Consider the following 21,243-nt stretch of genomic DNA (forward strand, 5'->3'; position numbering starts at 1 on the left):
TCCGCCCGCCTCCGCGTCCACTCATGCCCGAACATGTGGTTTCGCTCGGAGATTACGCCCGCACACCAGGGAAGTAAACAGTTATGGGCACGATCGGGCATGGCCGGGTTTCTGTTTGTGCCCGTTTCTCCGGTCGGTGAGAGGTGGCCGGCCGGCCCGTCCGGGAGGAACGGGAGGCCCGGCCGCCCGAAGGCACGGGAAGGGTCCGGCACCCGTGGGTGCCGGACCCTTCCCGTCGGCCCGGAGGCGTGTCCGCTCAGGACACGAGTTCCGGCTCCTTCGTCACGGCGGGCGCGTCCTCGGCCCCCGTCCCCTCCACATGCCCGGCCGGGTGCTTCGGCAGGGCGAACATCAGCAGGAAGATCACGCCCAGCACCGCGGCCACCCAGCCCAGCGCGTGCCGGAAACCGTCCGCGAAGGCCGGCCCCACCTCGGCGGGCGCGAGCCGCTCGTCGATCACGCCGAAGAACACCACCGACACCAGACCGAGCCCCAGCGCGTTGCCCATCTGCTGCACGGTGTTGATCAGCCCCGAGGCCGACCCGGCGTGCTCCCGCGGCACCTCGGACAGCACCGCGTCGGTGAGCGGGGCCACGATCAGACCCATACCGACGCCCATGACCGTCAGCGGGAGCGCCATCTGCCAGGGGGAGATGGACTGGCCGTACCGCGCGGCCTCCCAGATGTAGACCAGCACCCCGGCCGCCATCACCAGCGCGCCCGCCTGGAGCACCTTGCGGCCGTAGCGCGGGACCAGCAACTGCACCGACATCCCGGCCGCCGCCGAGACGGCGAGGGAGAAGGGCACACCGGTCAGCCCCGCCCGCAGCAGACTCCAGCCGAGACCGATCTGCATGTACAGCGTCCACACCAGGAAGAAGACGCCGAGGACGACGCCGAACACGGTCTGCACCGCGACGCCCGCCGCGAAGCTCTTCACCCGGAACAGCGACAGCTCGATCAGCGGGGACCCGTCCCGCGCGCCCTTGTGCCGCTCGTACGCCACCAGTGCCGCGAAGACCACCAGCGCGCCGGCCATCGACACGTACCCCCACACCGGCCAGTCCAGCTCGCGGCCGCGGGTGAGCGGGTAGAGCAGCATCAGCAGGCCCAGCGTCACCAGAGCGACCCCCACGAGGTCCAGTTTCAGGGCGCGCGGCGCCTTCGACTCGCTGATGAAGCGGCTGCCGAGGATCAGTCCGGCGATGCCGACGGGCAGGTTGATCAGGAAGATCGGGCGCCATTCCAGGCCGAACAGGTTCCACTCCGTCAGCAGCGCGCCGAGCAGCGGCCCGGACACCGCGCCCAGGCCGACGATCGCGCCGAACAGCCCGAACACCTTGCCGCGTTCGTGCGCGGGGAAGGTCGCGTGCACGATCGACAGCACCTGCGGCACCATCAGCGCCGCCATGGCGCCCTGCAGGATGCGGGAGGCGACCAGCATCTCGGGGTTCACGGCGAGGCCGCACAGCGCGGAGGCGAGGGTGAAGCCGCCGATACCGATGAGGAAGATCCGCTTACGGCCGTGGATGTCACCGAGCCGGCCGCCGGTGACGAGCCCCGCGGCGAAGGCCAGGGCGTAGCCGGCGGTGATCCACTGGATCTGGCTGAAGGTGGCGCCCTCGTCGCGCTGGATCGACGGGATCGCGATGTTGACGATCGTGACGTCGACGAGGTCCATGAAGGCCGCGGTCATCACGATCGCCAGGGCGAACCAGCGGCGGCGGTCGCCCACCGCGGGCTGCGGGGGACACGGGGGATGTGAGGGATGCGGGGGAAGCGGGGTGCCGGTGGAGGTCATGTCGCCGAAGCTATGACCGCAGTAGGTCGGATGGTGTCCTAGATCTGCGGCACCCTGGTTCCCATGACGACGGACACGCCGGCCCGGCTTCTGACGCTCCTCTCCCTCCTCCAGACACCCCGCGAGTGGCCCGGCGGCGAGCTGGCCGAGCGGCTCGGGGTCTCCCGGCGCACGATCCGGCGGGACATCGACCGGCTGCGGGAGCTCGGCTATCCCGTGCGGGCGACCCTGGGCGCGGACGGCGGCTACCGGCTGGTCGCCGGCAAGGCGATGCCGCCCCTGGTCCTCGACGACGAGGAGGCGGTGGCCATCGCGGTCGGGCTGCGGGCCGGCGCCGGGCACGCCCTGGAGGGCGTGGACGAGGCATCGGTGCGGGCACTGGCCAAACTGGAGCAGGTGCTGCCCGGCAGGCTGCGCCACCGCGTCAGCACGCTCCAGGCCGCGACCACCCCGTTGACCAGCGGCGACGGTCCGACGATCGCTCCCGAGACGCTGATCGTCATGGCTTCCACGGTGGCCGGCCACGAACGGCTGCGGTTCGCCTACCGCGCGGCCGACGGCACCGGGTCCCGGCGGGTGACGGAGCCGTACCGGCTGGTGTCGACCGGGCGGCGCTGGTACCTCGTGGCCTACGACCTCGACCGCGCCGACTGGCGTACGTTCCGCGTCGACCGGGTGAGCGAACCCTTCGCCACCGGCGCGCGGTTCACCCCGAGGGAGCTGCCGACCGGGAACGCGGCGGAGTATCTGCGCCGGTCCATGCACCGGGCGCAGGAGTCGTACGCGCTCGTCGTCACCTTCGCCGCACCGGCCGAGGTGGTCGCGGCCCGCCTCCCGGCCTGGCTGGGCCCGCCCGAGCCACTGGACGGGGGAAGCTGCCGGCTGCGCGCGACGGTGAGCGACGCCAAGGACTGGATGGCGGTACGGCTGGCGATGCTGGGGCACGAGTTCACCGTGCAGGAGCCCGCGGAACTCGTCGAGGCGGTGAGGGAGTTGGGCGCGCGGATGAGCCGGGCGGCGGGCGCCGTGACGTGAGGGGTGTGAGTGGTGTGAGTGACGTGGTGTCACAGCGCTGCACGGCGCGGCACGACACGACCGGCACCGGCACCAGCACGGCACGACTGGCACGGGACGGCACGGCACGACCGGCACGGAACGGCACCCGCGGGACGGGTCCCTCCCGCCGTACGTCACGTCCTCCCGGTGGCCCTCAGCGTGCGCGAGGCGTGGTGAAGTCCTCCCAGGGGAAGTCCCGTAGTGCCGTCAGGTTGTCCACCGCCAGTTCGGCCGGGCCGTGCGGGCCCTCGGAAGGGCCGTCGCCCGCCGCCCAGCTCTCCACGGCCGTGCGCACGGCCGCGCTCGCGACGGCGGCGGCGAAGCACAGCCGGGCGCGGGCGGCAACGTTGTCGGGGTCGTAACCGACGCGACCGGCTCGACCGGCCGTCAGCCGCTCCGTCAGCGCCTCCGCCAGTTGCCGCTCCGACGCCTGGCACGCCTGCGCCCACACCCTGCGCAGGGCCGGGTTCGCCTCCGCCAGCCGGATCAGGGTGCGGACCCAGTTCCAGGAGGCCGCCGACACTCCGACGCCGGGGGTCAGCGTGTGGCGCACGGCGTCCTCCAGTACCTGCGGCAGCGGCACCCCGGCCGGGGCGGCGCGCACCGCCTCCACCCAGCGCTGGGCGCCGGCCGCGTAGATCGGGCCGACGGCCTCCTCCTTGCTGGCGAAGTACCGGTAGAAGGTGCGCGGGGCGATGCCGGCCGCCTGGGCGATGTCCTCGGCACGGCTGGCCCGCAGGCCCTGCCGGACGAAGAGACCGGCCGCGGCACGGGCGATCTCCATACGGGTCTCGGCCTTGCGCCGCTCGGTCAGGGAGACGGCGGGAGGCGGCGGAGGTGACGTCGGGGTGGTGCTCACGCCCGGCAGGCTATGCCCATGTGGCACAATCTGCCATCTGGTGGGCCACCCCGGGGTTCAGGTTCGGGGTGGCCCACCGCTCGGCCGCGGACAGCGCACGGCGCCCTCGGTCATGAGGAAGCCGGGCCCGGCGCCCGGGGGGAAGGGCGCCGAACCCGGCTCTGGGAAGTCCCGCCGCCGGGGGGGTGTGCGTCGGGACGTGGCTCATGCGTCCGGCGGGGCCCGAGGGCCCCACGGACGGAATTCCTGGGCTTGCCAGTCTTGTTCCCGTGGCCCGGCGGGTTGAAGCGGCGGGGAACGGCCATGTTTTGCGCTGTCTTTCGCCACCCGGCGTACGCGGTCGGGCCCGTTACACCACCGGATCGGACCCGCCCGTCACACCACGGGCCGCCCCTCGCGCCGCGCCACCGCCTCGAAGCCGCAGGTCACGCACCACGCGAGCCAGGGCCTCACGCCACCGCGGGGCAACGGCCTCACACCCACGCGAGGACGGTGGCTTCCCACCCACGCGAGGACGGTGACTTCCCGTCACCGCGGGACGAGAGCCTCACACCCACGCGAGGGCAAGGGCCTCACGCCACCGCCGGGTCAGGACCTCACGCCGCCGCGTCGAACCCGGTGTCGCGGGCCAGCTTCTTCAGCTCCAGCAGCGCGTGCTTCTCGATCTGGCGGATGCGCTCGCGGGTCAGACCGTGCTCCTTGCCGACCTCGGTCAGCGTGCGCTCCCGGCCGTCCTCGATGCCGTAGCGCATCTTGATGATGGAGGCGGTGCGCTGGTCGAGGCGGCCGATCAGGTCGTCCAGCTCCTCGCTGCGCAGCAGCGTCAGCACCGACTGCTCCGGCGACACCGCGGAGGTGTCCTCCAGGAGATCGCCGAACTGGGTCTCGCCCTCGTCGTCCACGGGCATGTTCAGCGAGACCGGGTCGCGGGCCCAGTCGAGCACGTCGGTGACGCGCTCCGGCGTGGAGCCGAGCTCGGCGGCGATCTCCGCGGGCTCCGGCTCACGGCCGTGCTCACGGTTGAACTCGCGCTGCACGCGCCGGATCCGGCCCAGCTCCTCCACCAGGTGGACGGGCAGGCGGATGGTGCGCGACTGGTCGGCTATGGAGCGGGTGATGGCCTGACGGATCCACCAGGTGGCGTACGTCGAGAACTTGAAGCCCTTGCGGTAGTCGAACTTCTCGACCGCGCGCACCAGACCGGCGTTGCCCTCCTGGATCAGGTCGAGCAGCGGCAGGCCGCTGCGCGGGTACCGGCGCGCCACGGCGACGACCAGGCGCAGGTTGGAACGGATGAAGACGTCCTTGGCCCGCTCGCTGGCCTCGACCAGGGCATGCAACTCCTCGGCGGAGGCACCGGCCTTGTTCTCCTCGAGACCGTCGAGGATCTGCCGCGCGAACACACCCGCTTCGATGATCTGGGACAGCTCGACCTCCTTGGCGGCGTCGAGCAGCGGTGTGCGCGCGATCTCGTCGAGGTACATGCCGACCAGGTCGCGATCGGCGATCTCGCCGCCATGGGCGCGAACACTGCTTGCCGAGTCGACCGTCTCGCCGGCGGCGGACTGACGACGGGCGACGGCACGGGTTGCCATGCGTGCTCCCTTGCGATGATGAGGTCAGCGGGTGGCCCTGCGGACGCTCGACACGTTCTTCAGGTCTCTGCGGACTCTGCTCGGGTGCCCTGCATCCGTAGGAAACAACGACTGGAATCCGGACAGAATTCCCCGCCCGCACTCCGATTTTTCTGATCATGCAGTACCCTGTCGGCCCACGCGGGGAGGCGCGATGCCGACGGAGTACGCAGAGGTCCAGGTCAGACCGGGGAACGAAGGCGATCTGACATCCCTCACCGACCTCTACAACCACTACGTGCGTGAGACGCCGATCACATTCGACACGGCGCCGTTCACCCCGGAGGAGCGCCGCCCCTGGCTGCTCTCCCACCCTGAAGACGGCCCGTGCCGTCTGATGGTTGCCACGGACACCGGTTCACAGCGGATCCTGGGGTACGCCACCTCGAGCCCCTTCCGCCCCAAGCCCGCCTACGCGACCTCCGTGGAGACGACGGTCTACGTCGCCCCGGACGCCGGCCGGCGCGGCGTCGGCACACTGCTCTACACGGCCCTCTTCGACGCCCTGGCGGGCGAGGACCTGCACCGCGCCTATGCCGGAATCGCCCAGCCGAACGACGCCTCGACACGGCTGCACGAGCGCTTCGGCTTCCGGCACGTCGGCACGTACCGCGAGGTGGGCCGCAAGTTCGGCCGCTGGTGGGACGTGGCCTGGTACGAGAAACCCCTGTAGGGGCCTCCCCCGAGGCCGTCCGCGGCCGTCAGCCGCGTCAGCCGCGTCAGCCGAACTGCACCGACCGCTTGGCCAGCCCCATCCAGAACCCGTCGATCACGGACTTCTGTTCCCCGAGCTCACCGGAGGCGTCCGCGGCACCCATGGTCACGAAGAGCGGTGCGAAGTGCTCGGTGCGCGGGTGGGCGAGCAGACCCGCCGGCGACTTGCGGGTGAAGTCGAGCAGCGCGTCGACGTCCCCGGAGTCCAGCGCCCGGCGGCCCCAGTCGTCGAACTCCGCCGACCAGGCGGGGATGCCGCCCTGCCGCAGTGCGGCCAGGTTGTGGGTGAAGAACCCGGAGCCGATGATCAGTACGCCCTCGTCGCGCAGCGGCGCGAGCCTGCGCCCGATCTCCATCAGCCTCACCGGGTCCAGCGTCGGCATGGACACCTGGAGCACCGGGATGTCGGCCTCGGGGAACATCTCGACCAGCGGGACGTAGGCGCCGTGGTCCAGGCCCCGGTCGGGGACGTCCTGCACGGGGAGGCCGGGGGCACGCAGCAGCTTGCGCACCGAGTCGGCGAGCGCGGGGGCGCCGGGGGCGCCGTAGGTGACCTGGTAGTAGTGCTCGGGGAAGCCCCAGAAGTCGTAGACGAGAGGGACGGCCCCGGTGGCGCCGAGGGCGAGCGGGGCCTCCTCCCAGTGGGCGGAGACGACCAGGATGGCCGTCGGGCGGGGCAGACCGGCCGACCAGGCGGCCAGCTCGCCGGGCCAGAGGGGGTCGTCGGCCAGGGGCGGGGCACCGTGGCTGAGGTAGAGCGCGGGCATGCGCTCCCGGGTGGAGGCGGTCATGACTGAGGCTCCCTTCGGCAAGGCGGCCGGCAGCCTGCTCACCGACGCTTGCTTGAACTCTCAACTTCTATCGTCAACCGTACGCCCCTTTTGTTTAACCTTCAAGGAGACCGGTCGTACAGTGGAGTACATGAAGACGGCACCCACATCGGCACGCGCCGAGGAACCCCGCTGGCTCACGGACGAGGAGCAGCGCGTCTGGCGCTCGTACATCGAGGCCGCCACCCTCCTGGAAGACCACCTCGACCGCCAGCTCCAGCGTGACGCGGGAATGCCGCACGTCTATTACGGCCTGCTCGTCAAACTCGCCGAGTCCCCCCGCCGGCGGCTGCGCATGACGGAGCTGGCGATGTCCGCGAAGATCACCCGCTCCCGTCTCTCGCACGCCGTCGCCCGTCTGGAGAAGAACGGCTGGGTACGCCGCGAGGACTGCCCCTCCGACAAGCGGGGCCAGTTCGCGGTGCTGACCGACGAGGGGGCCGGGGTGCTGCGCCGGCACGCGCCCGGTCATGTGGACGCCGTGCGCCAGGCTGTCTTCGACCGGCTCAGCCCGGAACAGCAGGAGTCCCTCGGCGAGATCATGCGGATCATCGCCGAGGGACTCCAGCCGAGCGAAGCGGGTGCGGACCTGCCCTGGCTCCGCTGACGCGGAAGCCGGGGCAGGTCCGGGGGAGCCGTACGGACGAGGCGTCCCTTCCCCGTCCGTACGGCTGGTCCGAAGGGGTACGGCGGACCGGGGCCGTCAGCGGTCGACGGCGGCGGCCGGGGCCGTCCAGCGCGCCGAGTCGGGCCGGCCGCCGTCGGGCCCGGCGGCCGGCGCGGGCCGGGCCCCTCGGAGTCACCGGTGACCGGCGCGAACCGAGCCGTCCGTCAGAGCCACCGGTGACCGGCGCGGGTCAGGTCCGTCAGTGCGCCAGCACCGGCACGGGGACCTCGTCCTGGGCGGCCTGTCCGGAGGACCCGACGACCGTGGTACCGCCCGGCCGGCCGGCGTTGATGAAGGTCACGGCGATGGCCGCGGCCACCACCAGGATCCCGACGGCGAACCAGATCGCGCTGGTGTAGCCCTGCACCTGCCCCTGGAGCTGGACCAGCTGCTGCTGGGACCGGCTCGTGGCGCCGCCGATGTGATCGGTGATGTAGGACGTGGTGGCCGAGGCCGCGATCGTGTTCAGCAGGGCCGTGCCGATCGCGCCGCCCACCTGCTGCGAGGTGTTGACCATCGCGGAGGCGACACCGGAGTCCCGGGGCTCGACGCCCTGGGTGGCCAGGGACATGGCCGGCATGAACGCCGTACCCATGCCGAGACCCAGCAGCAGCATCCCCGGCAGCAGCACCGCCGCGTACGAGGAGTCGATCTCCAGCCGGGTCAGCACCAGCATGCCGAGCGCGGCGGCCAGGAAGCCGGGGCCCATCAGCAGCCGGGGCGCGACCCTGGTCATCAGCCGGGTGCCGATCTGGGTGGAACCCGCGATCATGCCCGCGATCATCGGCAGGAACGCGAAGCCGGTCTTGACCGGCGAGTAGTCCTTCACGATCTGCAGGTAGTACGTCAGGAAGAGGAACAGGCCGAACATCGCGATGATCGCCAGGCCCAGCGAGAGGTAGATCCCGCCGCGATTGCGCTCGGTGATCACGCGCAGCGGCAGCAGCGGCGCCTTGACCTTGGCCTCGACGGCCACGAAGGCGGCGAGCAGCACGGCGGAGGCGACGAACATGCCGATCGTCAGGGAGTCGCTCCACCCCTCGGACTCCGCGCGGGTGAAGCCGTAGACCAGCGCGACCAGACCCAGGGTCGACAGCACCACGCCGGGGACGTCCAGCGACGAGCGGTTGCGGCTGCCCCCGGGCTCACGGATGACGAAGTACGCGCCGGCCGCGGCGACGACGGCGAACGGGATGTTCACGAAGAACGTCCAGCGCCAGTCCAGGTACTCGGTGAGGAAACCGCCGAGGATCAGACCGACGGCACCACCGCCGCCGGCGATCGCGCCGTAGATGCCGAACGCCTTGGCGCGCTCCTTGCCGTCGGTGAACATCACCGCGAGCAGGGACAGCGCGGCGGGCGCGAGCAGCGCGCCGAACACGCCCTGCAGGGCGCGGGCGCCGAACATCATGGCCTCGTTGGTGGCCGCGCCGCCGAGCGCGGAGGCCGCGGCGAACCCGCCCAGACCGAGCACGAAGGCCCGCTTGCGCCCCCACAGGTCGGCGATCCGGCCGCCGAACAGCAGCAGCCCGCCGAAGGCGAGGGCGTAGGCGGTGACCACCCACTGGCGGTTGCCGTCCGAGATGCCCAGATCCTGCTGGGCGGAGGGCAGGGCGATGTTCACGATGGTGGCGTCCAGGACGACCATCAGCTGGGCGAGCGCGATGAAGACGAGCGCTTTCCAGCGGTTGGCGTCGGGGACGACGCGGACGGCCTTTCCGGCCGTCGCGGCTGTTTGAGACATGGGGGTACCCACTTCGGAACGTATGACGGAAATCAGGACTGTTTCAGAACTGTTTAAGGAAAAATCGGGCGTGCTCGGGAAACGACCCGTCCCGGGCGGACGGCCGCTGTGATCGGTGCCCGTTGCTCCCCGCGAGGACTGCGGCCGCCGTGACCGCGGTCCCCTCGGCCACGGTCTTCGCGACCGGGTGATCAGGACGGGCGATGGATGGTCAGTGATCGTTCAGCGGCGCAGGTCCTCCACGGTCACGGCCGCGCCCGGCAGGACGGTGGGGGCCGGGGCCCGCATCCCGTCCAGGAACAGCTGGAGATGGCGGTGGACGAACCGGTCGGCGTTCAGGCAGCCGGTACCGGCCGGGGGCCGGCTCAGCTGGGCGACGCCCACCATCAGGTCGCCGTACTCCACGTCGGAACGGAGCTGACCGGCCGCCTTGGCGCGGTCCATCAGCTGGGCGACGAGGCTTTCGGCGCGCCGACGCGCCTCCTCGAGGTCGGGATGGTTCTGGTCGAAGGTGCTGGAGATCATCGGGCACAGCGCGCTGATCCGTTCGTCGGCGGCCGTGTGCGCGAAGCGCTCCAGTGCCTCGAAGGCGTCACCCGTCTCGTTGAGCGCCTGCTCGGCCGCCCGCGCCGTACGGTCCATCACGGAGCAGACGACCTCGCGCACCAGCGCGTCACGATCGGGGAAGTTGCGGTACACCGTGGCGTTGCCGACGCCGGCCCGGCGGGCGATCTCGTCGAGCGGCGCATCGGGCCCGAACTCGACGAACATCTCGCGGGCGGCGGTGACGATCCGCTCCCGGTTGCGCAGGGCGTCGGCGCGGGGCCGGGGCGTCCTGCGCGCTACGGGGGTCGCGGTCTGCACGGTGCACTCCTCGGTTGCGGTGGTTCGGGGCAGGCGATCCGGGGAGCAAATCCCCGTTTCGCTTGGACACAGGTCTAAACGGGGAAACGATCCCCGCTTATTTCCCACCACCGAAGCCTTCTCCTGTGACCTGCCTCACACCCTTCTTTCCCCTCCCCTCGCGGGAGACCCACGATCGGCCCTTCCAGCGAGCGCCCCCACACCCGTCGCCGCAGGGTGATCGGGAGGGTGCAGTCGGAGACCGGCGGCTGCCGTGTGGAACGGAGGTTCCCCGCATGCAGCCGAGCCGCAGCCGGATATCCCCGCGCCGCCTGGCCGCCCTCGCATCCGTGATCGCCCTGACCCTCGCGGTCAGCACCTCGGCCGGCAACGGCCACCTCTCCCCCGGCACCTCCGTCGCCGGCGCCGGGCCGAGCGCCCTGTCCCGCACCTCCGCCCACGGCCCCTGCATGATCGGCGGCGGCCGCGAGGTCCAGATGTCCGAGGGCATCCCCACGAGCCCCGGCTACACCCGCTCCACCGGCACGGTCCGCGCCCTCACCCTGATGATCGACTTCCCCGACGCACCCGGCCGGGGCGACGCCCTCGACCGCTACCGGGAGTTCTTCCCGGAGACCCGCGAGTGGTTCGCCACCAGTTCCTACGGCCGCCTCGACTACCGCCCCGAGATCCCCGTCCCCGACTGGCTGCGCATGCCCAGGTCCTTCCGCGCGTACGGCATAGAGCGCGGCGCGCCCTTCGACCCCGGCTACCGCGAACTGGTCCGCGACATCGTGGCCGAGGCCGATCACGAGGTGGACTTCCAGGCGTACGACCTGCTGAACGTACTGGTGACCCCGAACGCGGGCCCCGCCGCCCTCGACACGGTCCTGTCCGTCACCTTCGCGGGCAACGCGCAGGCCCCGACCGCGGACGGCGTCCCCGTCGCCAACGCGTCCTTCGTCTACTCCCGCCAGGACGACGGCTCCGGCTCCTACGACCGCACCGGCTACCGCGTCCTGCCGCACGAGAACGGCCATGTCTTCGGCCTGCCCGACCTCTACACCGCCGAGGGCGGCGGCGCGGTCGGCCACTGGGACATCATGAGCGAGGACTGGGGCGCCAACAACGACCTCCTCGCCTGGCACAAGTGGAAGCTGGGCTGGCTGGACGCGGACCAGGTCGGCTGCGCGGCGGACGCGGGGACGCGGGAGTACCCGCTGACGCCGCTGGCCCGGGCGGGCGGCCCGAAGCTGGTGTTCGTCCCCCTGGACGGCCACTCCGGGTACGCCGTCGAACTGCGCACCCGCGCCGGCAACGACGAGGCCGTGTGCCGCCCCGGCATCCTGGTCTACCGGGTCGACGCGAACGTGGACACCGGCATGGGCCCGATCACCGTCTACGACGCCCGCCGCGACAGCGGGGGGTGCACCCGCACCCCGAACGTCCACGCGGAACTGTCGGACGCCACCTTCGCACCGGGCCAGAGCTTCGTGGACCGCCGGACGGGCATCCGGATCGCGGTGGTGGCGGGGAAGGACGAGAAGTACCGGGTCCGGGTGACCCGCGCGTCGCAGAGCTGAACCACGGGCACACCGGCGGGCGGCGGCGCTCAACGCACGGCCCACCCGGCCCACCGCGCACTCGACGACCACGCCGACCACCTCTTCCCGCCCTCCGCCACACTGGTCGAAACCGGCCCTCACCCGGCGGCCGCCGCCACCTCCTTCACCCACGCCCCCTGACCTGACCCCCCGCACCCTCACGACCGCCATCCGGTACGCTGACGCCAGCGCCTTCGTAGCTCAGGGGATAGAGCACCGCTCTCCTAAAGCGGGTGTCGCAGGTTCGAATCCTGCCGGGGGCACAGAGCAAAGGGCCAGCTCAGGAGGGGTTTCCTCCCAGGCTGGCCCTTTGTCGTGTCCGAGGTCGTGCCACACGCGTGCCACTAGAGTCCACGCGGAGTCCACATCCCCTAGCCGGAGGCCCCTCCCTCACCGTCTCGGATCATGGCCCCGAGCCGGTCGGCGATGGCCCGGTCCCGGTCGCTGGTCATGTGCTGGTAGATCAACGCGGCCCGGGAGCTACTGTGCCCCATCCTCGTCATCAGCTCCCGCGTGCTGGCCCCGGCCGTCGAGGCTAGCGTGTTGCCCGTGTGCCGAAGATCGTGGAAGTGCAGCTCAGCCGTGACGCCCGCAGCCTTCCGGGCCTTGACCCAGTCGTCGCGGAAGTTGCTGCGCCGCAGCTGCCCGCCCTGCGGCCCGACGAAGACGTGCCCCCAAGGCGGGAGCGTCGAAGTGCTCCGGGTGATGGGTGACCGAATCGATGGAAGATGATGACACGGGGTTTCGAAGTGTGTCAGCTTTGACCCGTTGGGCCTATCCAGTAAGGGGGAGGAATGTCTTCTCAGTCGGTCAGTGAACGAGTGAGTGCGTCTGTTGTAATGCTAATTCTAGGCACGATCGCAGACGTAACTGCAGCCGTACTTTTTTTGGTTTCTTCGGATACAAGGAGCTGGCTGCGTGAACATTACATGGGCCTCACTATTTTTAGCCTACTACTAGTGGCCGCGGTGCTGGCACTTTCGAATGTTCTAGTATCCCAGCGAGCGAGGATTTCCGATCTCGAAGCACGTTTGGCAGAGCCATCCGCCCACGACTCCGACATGTTCCAGGCCTTTAATCAGTACGCCTCCCCTCAGAGCAATCTGCTCACCTGGCTACGAAGTGGCTTTCTAGTGACTTCCTATGAAGCTACTCAGCTCAATCTGCTAGATCAGTTCATCGATTTTTACGACAGAGATCCCAGGGGATTCGATGATGCCGAACTGAATGCGATGCATACGGAATTAATCCAGAGATTTCGCACTCTTCGCGATCGGATCGGCCCAAGAATTTTTCCGGTCCCTAATAGCACCCGATACATGATTCCGCCAGAGTGGCGGGATGAACGCCCTGAACTGCATCGCGAGGCAGTTGAGCAGATCACCACTGCACTTGACGAACTTTTGAAGACATACGACGCCTTCATTATTTCGGCTCAACGCAAGCGATTCAAGAGTCACCTGGAGGCTCGCAACTAGCGTGGTAGCGGGTCCGGGTGCGCACCCGCAGGGTCGACTACGTGCCAACTTCGGTATCGCCGAGGAAGCAGTGAAGTGACGGTGGAAAACCAGTGTCACTATTGGCCAGCAAGACGCTCGGATGATCGATTGCAGTGGGCATCACAGGTTCCAATCCTGCCCGGAGAACAGAAAAAGGGCCGGCGCAGGAGGAGTCTCCTCCCAGGCCGACCCATCACCATGTGCCGCGTTGTTCCACTCAAGTCCGCGCCGGAATTCACATCTCCTAGGTGGAGGCCCCTCCCCCGCCATCGCGGATCATGGCCCCGAGCCGGTCAGCGATGGCCCGGTCACGGTCGCTGGTCATGTGCTGATAGATCAACGCGGCCCGGGAACTGCTGTGCCCCATCCGCGTCATCAGCTCCCGCGTACTCGCGCCGGCCGTCGAGGCCAGCGTGTTACCCGTGTGCCGAAGATCGTGGAAGTGCAGCTCGGCCGTGACACCCGCGGCCTTCCGGGCCTTGACCCAGTCGTCGCGGAAGTTGCTGCGCCGCAGCTGCCCGCCCTGCGGCCCGACGAAGACGTGCCCGTCACGGCTGGGAGCGGCGAAGTGCTCCAGGTGGTGCGTGACCGCGTCGAGCAGTTCGGCGGGGAAGGAGACGGAGCGCACCCCGGCCGCGGATTTCGGCGCCTTGTCGAAGAGCCGGCCGTCCTGCAGTTCGGCCTGAGCGCGGCGCACGGTGACGGTCAGCGCCTCCAGGTCGATGTCCCGGCGCCGCAGGGCCGCCAGCTCCCCGAAGCGCAGGGTGGTGAAGGCCGCCAGGAGCACGAGCAGCCGGTAGCGCGGCGCGATGGAGTCGGCGACGGCGAAGACCTCCGCCACCGTGAGGACCGGCCGCTCGGGCACGTCGTAGCGGTCCGCGCCCTTGATGCGGCACGGGTTGCGCCGGATCAGCTCGTCGTCCACGGCCGTGTTCATCAGGGCGCGCAGCAGTTGGTACGCCTTGACCACCGTCGGCTCACCGACGTCGGCCGCGAGGAGCTTGCCGCGCCAGCCACGCACCCGGGCTGTCGTCACGTCGGCCACGCTCCCGGTCCCGAAGGTGGGCAGGATGTGCAGCCGTATCACCGACTCGTTCCGCTCGCGGGTGCGGTCTGCGAGCTTCCGGTCCCGCAGCCACGCGGTGGCGTACTCCTTGAAGTTCACCGCCCCGGCGTCCGGGTCCGACCACTGCCCGCGCGCGATGTCCGACTCGATGTGTGTCAGGGCGACTTGGGCATCGGTCTTGGTCGCGTACGTCTTCTCCGCCGGACGCAGTTGCCCCGTCTCCGGGTCTCGGTAGCGGACCTGCCAACGGCCGGACGGAAGCTGTCGGACCGAGCCGAAGTCCCGGCGCCTCCCCTTCTTGTTCGCCATCAGGCAGCCCTCCGCAGGGAGCTACGGCGGTCGCCGATCGGCTGCACCGTGTTGGCGTCGATGAAGGCGTTCAGTGCGCTCTCCGGGATACGGACGTGTCGGCCGACCTTGACGAACACGATGCGTCGCTCGGCGATCAGGCGGCGCGGAAAGCGTTCCGTGGTGCCGAGGAGTTCGGCCACCTGCGCCACGGTCAGGTAGCGGTCAGCCATGGGTGGGTTCTCCTTCCGTTCCGGGAGCGGGTTCGAGGGTTTCGGTGAGCCAGGCTTCGGCGTCGGTGAGGCCGGTTCCGGCGTAGACCCAGTGCGCGAGGACGAGGGTCGTGTCCGGGTCGGTCTCGGCCGCTTCCAGGGCCTGGGCGCGGCGCCATTCGGCGCGGGCGTCGCGGAGGGCGCCGAGGGTGGTGGAGTAGCGGCGGGACTTGGTGGAGAAGTGGCCGCGGAAGCCGAGCATGTGGGCCCAGGCACGCAGGCGGAGGTGTTCGAGGTCCTTGCGGGCGCCGAGGGTCCATGCGGTGCGAATGAGTCGGCGGGCGTGGTCGCTGATGTCGAGCTGGGCGAGTTCCGCGAGGAACCTCAGCGGCCGGTCCAGAGCTCCCGTCGCGGTCTCGGCGCCCTTGGTGGCGTATTTGGCGATGTACGCGGCGACGGCCCGTTCGGTCAACTCCTGGCCGCCGTCGAAGTCGGCCGAGCGGATGGTGCGCACGTCGAGTTGACGGCCGAAGGCGAAGGCATGGGCCCGGCCGTCGATGGTCGGGCCGTCCACGCGGGCGGCGGTGGCGGCGGCGCGGATGGCGTCGGTCAGTAGTTCGGCGGTGGCCCAGGCGGGTGGTGGGGTGTCGCCGCCCTCGGGGCCGTCGATGCGGATGACGGCGTGGAAGTGGACGGCGCCGCGCTTCTGGTACTCGGCGACCTTGGCGAAGGACACCCGGGCGTACTCGCGGAAGGCCCGCTGGGTGAGGCCGGCGCGCTTGGCGACCTCCCGTCGCAGGTAGATCGAGAAGCGCCGCCACAGCGGACCGGCGTGCGCGTTCCAGAGCACGGCCGCTTCGTAGTCGTAGGTGTCCGGGTCGAGCGGGGTGCCGAGGGCGGGGTCGTCCTGGTCGTGAAGGGCGCCGCAGCGGCAGCGGCGAACCGAGCCGACCGGGCCGGTGGGGCGGTTGTGGACCGGGCCGAAGCCCGGCGCGGTGAACGTGGCGAAGACGCGTGGGTGTGCGGCAACGCGTTCGGAGACGCCCTTGCCGCCACGCAGGCCCGAGGTGATCAGGTGGAAGGTGTCGCAGCGGTACACCTCGGCGCAGGCCGCGCACCGAGTGGTGCGGCGGTTGTTGCAGCGGACCAGGAGGTGACCGGCCGGGAGGTCGGCGGAGTCGAGGTGGCGGAGGGCGGTGCCGATCTCGCCGGTGCGGGTGTCGACGGCGTACTCGGTGCGGTGGCCGTCGAGGCGGATCGGGTGCGTGCAACCGCCCAGGCCGGACAGTTGGCGGGCCAGCTCGGGCAGGTTACCGAGGGCGGCGAGTTGGGAGAGTTCCGCCAGCGGGGGCGGAGTCTGCCGGGTGATGATGGGAGTTCCTCTCGGCTGTTACGGCGGTTGGGAGGGACGGCCCCGGGGCGGCGGGATGCTTGGCGGCTTGTTGCCGCCCCGGCGGCCGGTCAGTGCCTGGTCGCGCCGGTGACGAGGGAGCGCAGGACCACGCCGGCGATGGCCACGGACACGGCCGTGACGGCGACGGCCGCCAGGAGCGCGGTGAGGACGACGCCGACGACGACCACCGCGGCGACCGGGCCCACGTACGGGGCGAGGGCGCGGCCGGTGGAGGGCACCGGGCTGTGGGCGTGGTGGTCGCTGAGCGCGGTCGGGGTCGGGACGTCGGGCAGCTTGGGACGGAACACGGCGTATCTCCTTGTCAGCCGCGGGTGCCGTTGACGATGCCGACGCCGGAGCGGGCGCCGGAGTCGATGAGCGGGGCGAGGACGGTCCGGGAGAGCAGGAAGCCGAACAGGGCGATCACTACGACGATCCAGACGCGGACTCCGAGGAACCGGACCACGCCCCAGGCAATGAGGCCCAGGACCAGGACGAGCGGCAGTGAGACGGTCATGGGAACTCCCTCAGCGGACGCGGCAGCGGTGGGTGCGGGCGGCGAGTTCGGCGGCGGCGCGGCTGTCGTAGTCGGCGGAGAAGCCGCAGCGCGGGGCGGTGCAGGCCGCGGTGTGCTTCTCGCGGCCCCGGCCGTCGTAGTACGTGGCGACCTGTACGGGGCCGATGCGGACGACGCGGCGGAAGCGCGGGTTGCGGGGCATCAGGGCAGCTCCTTCGGGCCCTCGTGGTTCTCCCCGGTGAAGTCGGCGACGTGGTCGAAAAGCCAGCGCCGGATCTCGTCGCCCTCGTACTCGTCGGCGGTGAGGATCACGGGTTCGGCGATGAGCATCGCTTCGGTGAGTCGGTTCTGACGGGTCAGCTCGGCGGCGCGGTTGAGCGTGCGGAGCGTGGACGGGCGCACGGTCGGAGGTCCTCCGTAGATCAGGTGAGGTGGGTGGCGATGGCTTCGGCGAGCGGCATCGGGACACCGAGCCGGGCACGAAGCGTCGAGGTGTCGATGGCCGCACCGGTCCGAGTCCGGTGCTCGTCGGCGACCTTGCGGGCCAGAGCGACGAGGGCCGGCGGAACGGGCGCGGGGGCGGGGACGGGCGCGGTGTGTGGCTCGGGGGTGTTCGGCGCCTCCGATTCCGTCAGCTCTGGCTCCCCGATCGGCACCGCTTCCGGTGCTTCCGGTGCCGGTCGGGCTCCGTGAGCGAGGAGGGTGCCGCCGAGGAAGGCGACCGCGGGCCAGCCGGCGACGAGGATGCGCAGCCAGGCGGGTACGTCGTGCAGGTCGAGGAGGCCGGCGGTCGCGACGTTGGCGCCGAGCGAGGCGACCAGGGCGACGAGGAACCAGCACCAGGCCGCCGCCTTCGCGGCACCGGTACGGAGTCGGTGCCAGGCCGCGACGAGGAGCAGGTCGACGGAGACCGGGTAGGCCCACGCCTTCCATCCGCTCTGTCCGGCAGCGGCGGCGAGGTCGTGAAGGTGGGCGAAGGACAGGGCCCCGGCGATGACCGCCTGGATCAGGACCGCGTCCGGTCGCACGGCGATGGGGCGGGACATCAGGCCGACTCGCCGGGGAAGAGGCCCGGCGGAGGCTCGGGCAGCGACGCGGCCAGGGCAGAGCCGACAACCCCCACGAAGGTCGCGTCAGCGTCGGGCATCTCGGCGTAGGTGGCCAGATGACCCAGTAGCAGGACGGTACGGGCGAAGTCCTCGCAGTCGGGGCACACGGTGGCTGCTCTCCTTTCTTCGGGCATGGCGGGGTAGGGACTCGGCGCGGGACGGCCGCGCCGGCCGGAGGAGGGGTGCGGGACCGCGGGCGGCGCGGTCACGAGCTGGGGCGACTACGCGGGCGCGGGTGAGGCGGACGGTCGGAAGGGGGCGAGCGCCTCTACGTCGGGCGTGAGGTGAGCCGCAGCGCGGCAGGTGGCCGCCGCGTCGGCGAGGGTCAGGTGCGGCGTGCGGATGCGGGACCAGCCGCCGGAGGTGTCGCCCGCGGCGGCGAGACCGGGCCGTTCGGCGGGGATGGAACAGGCCGCGTAGACGGCTTCCGGGGCGATGTCACCGAGGGCCATCTTGGCGGAGGCTTCGTCATTGACACGGTGGCAGACACGGCCGGTGAGCTGGGCCCGCAGCATGGTCGCACCCTTGCCCAGCTCGGCGCCGAAGCGCTGCCCGCACACCTCCAGGTAGATGCCGGCGGCGCGGCCGAGCTGGGCGAGGCGGATGAGCTGGGTGACCATCTCGTCCCGCCGGTCCTCGTCCTTCCGGCTCGCCACGAGGAAGAGTTCGGCCACCTCGTCGATGAAGAGCACGACAGGAGGCGGACGGTCCTCGTCGGACAGTCCCCAGATGTCCGAGGTGATCAGTTCGTCGGGGGTGCCGGGAGCGATGCCCTGCCGGGCCTTGATCAGGTCATAGCGGGCCTCCATCTCGCCCACGAGGACGGGCAGCAGCTCGGCCGCCTGCCGCTGGTCGACGGCGAGAGCGGAGAACCGGGCCGCGAAGGGCGCCAGCTCCACGCCGCGCTTGCAGTCGATGCCGACCAGGACCACGGGCTGAGCCGCCAGTCCGGCGATCAGGTTGCGCAGGTACATGGACTTGCCGGACAGCGTGGCGCCGAGGACGAGTTCATGCGGTACGGCGCGGTAGTCCCGGACGAACGCGATCGCGTCCTCCCGCAGGGCCACCGGCACGCGCAGCAGTCCGCCGCCGCAGCGGCGAGGCATCCGCACCTTGCGCAGCACGTCGAAGCCGACGAGTCGCAGTTCGACGACTCCGGGCTTGATGTCACGTACGTACACGGCGTGGACACCCCAGGCGTGCCGCAGCCGTTCGGCCGAGGCGGCGACGTCGGCCGGTTCCTGTCCGGGAGCGAGCCGCAGCCGCAGCCGCAGACCGGTCGCGGTGGGCCGGATGACTCCCCGGCGAGGCGGTACCGGCCGGATCTCGCGGCGGGTGGTGGCCTTGACCGCCAAGGCCCGCCAGCGAGGCGGTTCCACGGTCAGGCCGCAGGCGTCCATGGTCGAGGAGTACGAGGCCAGCAGTCGGGCCACCGAGGCCGGGAGCCCGACCGTGGACCAGTACGCGGCGGGGTGGGCGTGCCGGGCGTAGGCCGCGCCGCCTATCGCGGCGAGGGACCCGCCCACCTCGGCCACCGTCATCAGGTCGGTCACGTCGGTCAGCCCGCCTGAGCCATCGGGAAGGCGCCGGCGGCAACGGCGGTGGCGCGGTAGGCGATGCCGTGTCGCTGCTGGCCGTTGAACACGCTTTCCCAGGGACGTGCCACCAGGCCGGGCAGGGAGACGGGCGCACCGACGGTCAGACCGTCCGTGACTCCGCTCTCCGGGATGGTGACCTGGATCAGCGACGACTCGCCCTCGTCGATGTAGACGACGCCGACCGTCATCAGTGCCTCGCCGCTCACGGCGTCCTTGGCGATCTCGCCGGTCTGCCGGTCGCGCACCTTCGGCGCCGGCGGCTCGGTGAGCAGGATCGTGGCGGTCGAGGTGTCGATGCGGATCACACGCACAGAGTTCTCCTTCGGAGTCGGGCAACTTGTTACCTGACAAGTTGACTTAGCAAGTTCGAAGCTAGGGATGACAAGTTGACTTGTCAAGTGGCATTCAAGGTGAACGACTCCCGGACCGGGGTCAGTTCAGCCGGTAGGTGTCTTCCAGTTCCTGCCGGTCGGCCGGCAAGAGGACGTCGGAGACCTGCAACGCCTGCCCGGAGGCGTCACAGGCGATCACGAGCACGCTGAGGACGGGCACCCCGTCCGGCAGGTCCAGCAACTCACGTTCCGCGGCCTCGGGCAGTCGTGCGGAGACGCGTTCCGTCACATGATCGAAGCGCACCTTCTTGCGCGTTTCCAGGTGAGCGCGCGTACCGGACTCCAGCACCTCAGTGCTCGCCAGATCGGTGCCTCCGACCAGACCGGCGGGGAAGTAGGAGGAGACCAGTTCGACGGCTTCCCCGTCCTCCTCGACCAGGAGGCGACGCATCAGAGCCTTGGCACGCCTCGGCAGGCCGAGGGCCGAGGCCACGCGGGCCGGCACCGGCACTTCGGCGACCTCCACGAGCCGCCCGCCCGTCTGCGACTCGTCGCGTGTCAACACGTCACGCCCGCGACCCTCCCTCTCCTCGACGCCCGCGGGACGACCGCGCACGATGGTCCCGTACCCCTGCCGGGACTCCAGCCAGCCGTCACGCTTCAGCAGCTCGAGGGCCCGCACGACCGTGGGCCGGGACATCCCGAACGCCTGCACAAGCTGGTTCTCGCTGGGGACACGGGTGCCGGGCGGGTACGTTCCGTCCTCGATGCGACCTTGGAGGGTCTGCGCGAGGCGCACGTATTTGGGAGCCTCCACCTCATATCCCATGAACGCCACCCATCGAGATTGGCCAAGTCAACTGGTCAACCAGACTAGCGACAATCCACAGACAGGTGTAGAAGCGGGGCACGCCTCCCTCAGGAGGGCCAGGCATCAGCCATCACGAAGGAGACCACCGTCCCGCCGAAGCGACTGGGGCCGGAGTTCCACGACTCGGCGATGGAGTCGACGAGGAACAGTCCACGCCCGTGCGCGTCGCTGGCGTCCGGCCGGCGAAGGCATACGTTCGCCGGGAAACCGGGATTATGCACCTCCACACGCAGCGCGGTCCCCTCCCGGAACCACTCCACGCGTACACACCACTCCTCGTCCGCCCGCCCGTACATGATGGCGTTCGTCACCAGCTCGGAGATCATCAGCGTGCAGTCGTCGACCGAGCAGGCCGGGTTGTACGGGGCGATGAACTTCCGGAACCAGCGTCGAGCCCGGGGGACGGACTCCGGAATCGGATGCAGGACCATTGCCCCGAGCCACAGTGATTCCTCGCTGGGGAAGCGGTTGAACCGATAGGCCATCCGCACTCACTCCTTGCCGCTGCCGTCGCAGTCGAGGCAGCGCCGCTTCGATGCGGCACGGGTGTGGTCGTTGACGGTGGCGAGCGCCATCGACGTACGCGAACCGACGCGCTTCCAACCG

General features: G+C 70.6%; 24 protein-coding genes, 1 tRNA gene and 1 pseudogene. 6 read left to right on the top strand and 20 right to left on the bottom strand.

Features of this window, described 5'->3' with window-relative positions; translation table 11 throughout:
- Nucleotides 1–256: 256 nt before the first annotated feature.
- The gene (locus ACF07S_RS07795) at nucleotides 257–1,801 is read right to left on the bottom strand and encodes an MFS transporter (protein ID WP_391973684.1); all 1,545 of its coding nucleotides are present in this window, start codon (nucleotides 1,799–1,801) and stop codon (nucleotides 257–259) included.
- 63 nt (nucleotides 1,802–1,864) lie between these two features.
- Between ACF07S_RS07795 and ACF07S_RS07800 the strand changes: the two genes are divergently transcribed.
- Nucleotides 1,865–2,836: a helix-turn-helix transcriptional regulator gene (locus tag ACF07S_RS07800; protein WP_391963654.1), complete on the top strand. Its 972-nt coding sequence runs from the start codon at nucleotides 1,865–1,867 to the stop codon at nucleotides 2,834–2,836.
- A 175-nt stretch (nucleotides 2,837–3,011) separates the two neighbouring features.
- Here ACF07S_RS07800 and ACF07S_RS07805 read toward each other — a convergent pair whose 3' ends face one another.
- Nucleotides 3,012–3,641, bottom strand: coding sequence for a TetR/AcrR family transcriptional regulator (locus tag ACF07S_RS07805; RefSeq protein WP_391973809.1), 630 nt, complete (start codon nucleotides 3,639–3,641; stop codon nucleotides 3,012–3,014).
- Nucleotides 3,642–4,312: 671 nt separating this feature from the next.
- Nucleotides 4,313–5,311: an RNA polymerase sigma factor RpoD/SigA gene (locus ACF07S_RS07810; protein ID WP_391963655.1), complete on the bottom strand. Its 999-nt coding sequence runs from the start codon at nucleotides 5,309–5,311 to the stop codon at nucleotides 4,313–4,315.
- 193 nt (nucleotides 5,312–5,504) lie between these two features.
- On the opposite strand from ACF07S_RS07810, the gene ACF07S_RS07815 reads away from it, so the two are divergent.
- Entirely contained in the window at nucleotides 5,505–6,023 is a 519-nt protein-coding gene (locus tag ACF07S_RS07815; RefSeq protein ID WP_391973685.1) for a GNAT family N-acetyltransferase, read from the top strand.
- A gap of 46 nt (nucleotides 6,024–6,069) precedes the next feature.
- On the opposite strand, the gene ACF07S_RS07820 is transcribed toward ACF07S_RS07815, so the two are convergent.
- The gene (locus ACF07S_RS07820) at nucleotides 6,070–6,831 is read right to left on the bottom strand and encodes a dioxygenase (RefSeq protein WP_391973810.1); all 762 of its coding nucleotides are present in this window, start codon (nucleotides 6,829–6,831) and stop codon (nucleotides 6,070–6,072) included.
- Nucleotides 6,832–6,985: 154 nt separating this feature from the next.
- On the opposite strand from ACF07S_RS07820, the gene ACF07S_RS07825 reads away from it, so the two are divergent.
- Nucleotides 6,986–7,501 carry a MarR family winged helix-turn-helix transcriptional regulator gene (locus tag ACF07S_RS07825; protein WP_391963657.1) on the top strand — a complete coding sequence of 172 codons (516 nt, stop codon included), beginning with the start codon at nucleotides 6,986–6,988 and terminating at the stop codon, nucleotides 7,499–7,501.
- A gap of 259 nt (nucleotides 7,502–7,760) precedes the next feature.
- Here the strand turns inward: ACF07S_RS07825 and ACF07S_RS07830 are convergent, their stop codons facing one another.
- Nucleotides 7,761–9,305: an MFS transporter gene (locus ACF07S_RS07830; RefSeq protein WP_391973686.1), complete on the bottom strand. Its 1,545-nt coding sequence runs from the start codon at nucleotides 9,303–9,305 to the stop codon at nucleotides 7,761–7,763.
- Between the two features lie 222 nt (nucleotides 9,306–9,527).
- Nucleotides 9,528–10,169, bottom strand: a complete 642-nt coding sequence (locus tag ACF07S_RS07835; protein ID WP_391963659.1) for a TetR/AcrR family transcriptional regulator — start codon at nucleotides 10,167–10,169, stop codon at nucleotides 9,528–9,530.
- Nucleotides 10,170–10,444: 275 nt separating this feature from the next.
- Between ACF07S_RS07835 and ACF07S_RS07840 the strand changes: the two genes are divergently transcribed.
- Nucleotides 10,445–11,731, top strand: coding sequence for a M6 family metalloprotease domain-containing protein (locus tag ACF07S_RS07840; protein WP_391973687.1), 1,287 nt, complete (start codon nucleotides 10,445–10,447; stop codon nucleotides 11,729–11,731).
- A 211-nt stretch (nucleotides 11,732–11,942) separates the two neighbouring features.
- Nucleotides 11,943–12,015 (top strand) — tRNA-Arg (locus tag ACF07S_RS07845).
- A 108-nt stretch (nucleotides 12,016–12,123) separates the two neighbouring features.
- Here ACF07S_RS07845 and ACF07S_RS07850 read toward each other — a convergent pair.
- A pseudogene (locus tag ACF07S_RS07850) lies at nucleotides 12,124–12,475 on the bottom strand (tyrosine-type recombinase/integrase); the annotation flags it as partial.
- Between the two features lie 236 nt (nucleotides 12,476–12,711).
- On the opposite strand from ACF07S_RS07850, the gene ACF07S_RS07855 reads away from it, so the two are divergent.
- Nucleotides 12,712–13,230, top strand: a complete 519-nt coding sequence (locus ACF07S_RS07855; protein WP_391973688.1) for a hypothetical protein — start codon at nucleotides 12,712–12,714, stop codon at nucleotides 13,228–13,230.
- 265 nt (nucleotides 13,231–13,495) lie between these two features.
- On the opposite strand, the gene ACF07S_RS07860 is transcribed toward ACF07S_RS07855, so the two are convergent.
- From ACF07S_RS07860 to ACF07S_RS07920, 13 genes are all read right to left on the bottom strand, one after another.
- Nucleotides 13,496–14,626, bottom strand: a complete 1,131-nt coding sequence (locus ACF07S_RS07860) for a tyrosine-type recombinase/integrase (RefSeq protein WP_391973689.1) — start codon at nucleotides 14,624–14,626, stop codon at nucleotides 13,496–13,498.
- The gene (locus ACF07S_RS07865) at nucleotides 14,626–14,838 is read right to left on the bottom strand and encodes a helix-turn-helix domain-containing protein (RefSeq protein ID WP_037640101.1); all 213 of its coding nucleotides are present in this window, start codon (nucleotides 14,836–14,838) and stop codon (nucleotides 14,626–14,628) included. The genes ACF07S_RS07860 and ACF07S_RS07865 overlap by 1 nt, the downstream gene beginning before the upstream one ends.
- On the bottom strand, nucleotides 14,831–16,126 hold the full coding sequence (locus ACF07S_RS07870; RefSeq protein WP_391973811.1) for a replication initiator: 1,296 nt from the start codon (nucleotides 16,124–16,126) through the stop codon (nucleotides 14,831–14,833). The genes ACF07S_RS07865 and ACF07S_RS07870 overlap by 8 nt, the downstream gene beginning before the upstream one ends.
- Nucleotides 16,127–16,278: 152 nt before the next feature.
- A complete protein-coding gene (locus tag ACF07S_RS07875) occupies nucleotides 16,279–16,518 on the bottom strand; it encodes a SpdD protein (RefSeq protein WP_391973690.1) in 240 nt (79 codons plus the stop codon).
- Between the two features lie 14 nt (nucleotides 16,519–16,532).
- The gene (locus ACF07S_RS07880) at nucleotides 16,533–16,727 is read right to left on the bottom strand and encodes a hypothetical protein (RefSeq protein ID WP_391973691.1); all 195 of its coding nucleotides are present in this window, start codon (nucleotides 16,725–16,727) and stop codon (nucleotides 16,533–16,535) included.
- A 10-nt stretch (nucleotides 16,728–16,737) separates the two neighbouring features.
- A complete protein-coding gene (locus ACF07S_RS07885; protein ID WP_391963664.1) occupies nucleotides 16,738–16,929 on the bottom strand; it encodes a mobile element transfer protein in 192 nt (63 codons plus the stop codon).
- Nucleotides 16,929–17,129, bottom strand: a complete 201-nt coding sequence (locus tag ACF07S_RS07890) for a hypothetical protein (protein WP_391963665.1) — start codon at nucleotides 17,127–17,129, stop codon at nucleotides 16,929–16,931. The genes ACF07S_RS07885 and ACF07S_RS07890 overlap by 1 nt, the downstream gene beginning before the upstream one ends.
- Before the next feature lie 20 nt (nucleotides 17,130–17,149).
- Nucleotides 17,150–17,773 (bottom strand): DUF2637 domain-containing protein, encoded by a 624-nt coding sequence (locus ACF07S_RS07895; protein WP_391963666.1) that lies wholly within the window; start codon nucleotides 17,771–17,773, stop codon nucleotides 17,150–17,152.
- The gene (locus ACF07S_RS07900; protein WP_391973692.1) at nucleotides 17,773–17,943 is read right to left on the bottom strand and encodes a hypothetical protein; all 171 of its coding nucleotides are present in this window, start codon (nucleotides 17,941–17,943) and stop codon (nucleotides 17,773–17,775) included. The genes ACF07S_RS07895 and ACF07S_RS07900 overlap by 1 nt, the downstream gene beginning before the upstream one ends.
- 114 nt (nucleotides 17,944–18,057) lie before the next feature.
- Nucleotides 18,058–19,389 (bottom strand): FtsK/SpoIIIE domain-containing protein, encoded by a 1,332-nt coding sequence (locus ACF07S_RS07905; protein WP_391973693.1) that lies wholly within the window; start codon nucleotides 19,387–19,389, stop codon nucleotides 18,058–18,060.
- A gap of 5 nt (nucleotides 19,390–19,394) precedes the next feature.
- The gene (locus tag ACF07S_RS07910) at nucleotides 19,395–19,745 is read right to left on the bottom strand and encodes a hypothetical protein (protein ID WP_391973694.1); all 351 of its coding nucleotides are present in this window, start codon (nucleotides 19,743–19,745) and stop codon (nucleotides 19,395–19,397) included.
- A gap of 121 nt (nucleotides 19,746–19,866) precedes the next feature.
- Nucleotides 19,867–20,595: a GntR family transcriptional regulator gene (locus tag ACF07S_RS07915; RefSeq protein ID WP_391973695.1), complete on the bottom strand. Its 729-nt coding sequence runs from the start codon at nucleotides 20,593–20,595 to the stop codon at nucleotides 19,867–19,869.
- An 89-nt stretch (nucleotides 20,596–20,684) separates the two neighbouring features.
- Nucleotides 20,685–21,122, bottom strand: coding sequence for an ATP-binding protein (locus ACF07S_RS07920; RefSeq protein ID WP_391963671.1), 438 nt, complete (start codon nucleotides 21,120–21,122; stop codon nucleotides 20,685–20,687).
- Nucleotides 21,123–21,243: the final 121 nt, after the last annotated feature.

The organism is Streptomyces sp. NPDC016640, from assembly GCF_043076215.1.
Lineage (GTDB): Bacteria > Actinomycetota > Actinomycetes > Streptomycetales > Streptomycetaceae > Streptomyces.

Bases quoted from the DNA above. Each gene is read 5' to 3' on its own strand.
- ACF07S_RS07885 (WP_391963664.1), bottom strand. From the start codon at position 16,929: ATGCCCCGCAACCCGCGCTTCCGCCGCGTCGTCCGCATCGGCCCCGTA.
- ACF07S_RS07800 (WP_391963654.1), top strand. From the start codon at position 1,865: ATGACGACGGACACGCCGGCCCGGCTTCTGACGCTCCTCTCCCTCCTC.
- ACF07S_RS07895 (WP_391963666.1), bottom strand. From the start codon at position 17,773: ATGTCCCGCCCCATCGCCGTGCGACCGGACGCGGTCCTGATCCAGGCG.
- ACF07S_RS07795 (WP_391973684.1), bottom strand. From the start codon at position 1,801: ATGACCTCCACCGGCACCCCGCTTCCCCCGCATCCCTCACATCCCCCG.
- ACF07S_RS07865 (WP_037640101.1), bottom strand. From the start codon at position 14,838: ATGGCTGACCGCTACCTGACCGTGGCGCAGGTGGCCGAACTCCTCGGC.
- ACF07S_RS07915 (WP_391973695.1), bottom strand. From the start codon at position 20,595: ATGGGATATGAGGTGGAGGCTCCCAAATACGTGCGCCTCGCGCAGACC.
- ACF07S_RS07820 (WP_391973810.1), bottom strand. From the start codon at position 6,831: ATGCCCGCGCTCTACCTCAGCCACGGTGCCCCGCCCCTGGCCGACGAC.
- ACF07S_RS07880 (WP_391973691.1), bottom strand. From the start codon at position 16,727: ATGACCGTCTCACTGCCGCTCGTCCTGGTCCTGGGCCTCATTGCCTGG.
- ACF07S_RS07830 (WP_391973686.1), bottom strand. From the start codon at position 9,305: ATGTCTCAAACAGCCGCGACGGCCGGAAAGGCCGTCCGCGTCGTCCCC.
- ACF07S_RS07860 (WP_391973689.1), bottom strand. From the start codon at position 14,626: ATGGCGAACAAGAAGGGGAGGCGCCGGGACTTCGGCTCGGTCCGACAG.
- ACF07S_RS07840 (WP_391973687.1), top strand. From the start codon at position 10,445: ATGCAGCCGAGCCGCAGCCGGATATCCCCGCGCCGCCTGGCCGCCCTC.
- ACF07S_RS07815 (WP_391973685.1), top strand. From the start codon at position 5,505: ATGCCGACGGAGTACGCAGAGGTCCAGGTCAGACCGGGGAACGAAGGC.
- ACF07S_RS07920 (WP_391963671.1), bottom strand. From the start codon at position 21,122: ATGGCCTATCGGTTCAACCGCTTCCCCAGCGAGGAATCACTGTGGCTC.
- ACF07S_RS07825 (WP_391963657.1), top strand. From the start codon at position 6,986: ATGAAGACGGCACCCACATCGGCACGCGCCGAGGAACCCCGCTGGCTC.
- ACF07S_RS07805 (WP_391973809.1), bottom strand. From the start codon at position 3,641: ATGGAGATCGCCCGTGCCGCGGCCGGTCTCTTCGTCCGGCAGGGCCTG.
- ACF07S_RS07810 (WP_391963655.1), bottom strand. From the start codon at position 5,311: ATGGCAACCCGTGCCGTCGCCCGTCGTCAGTCCGCCGCCGGCGAGACG.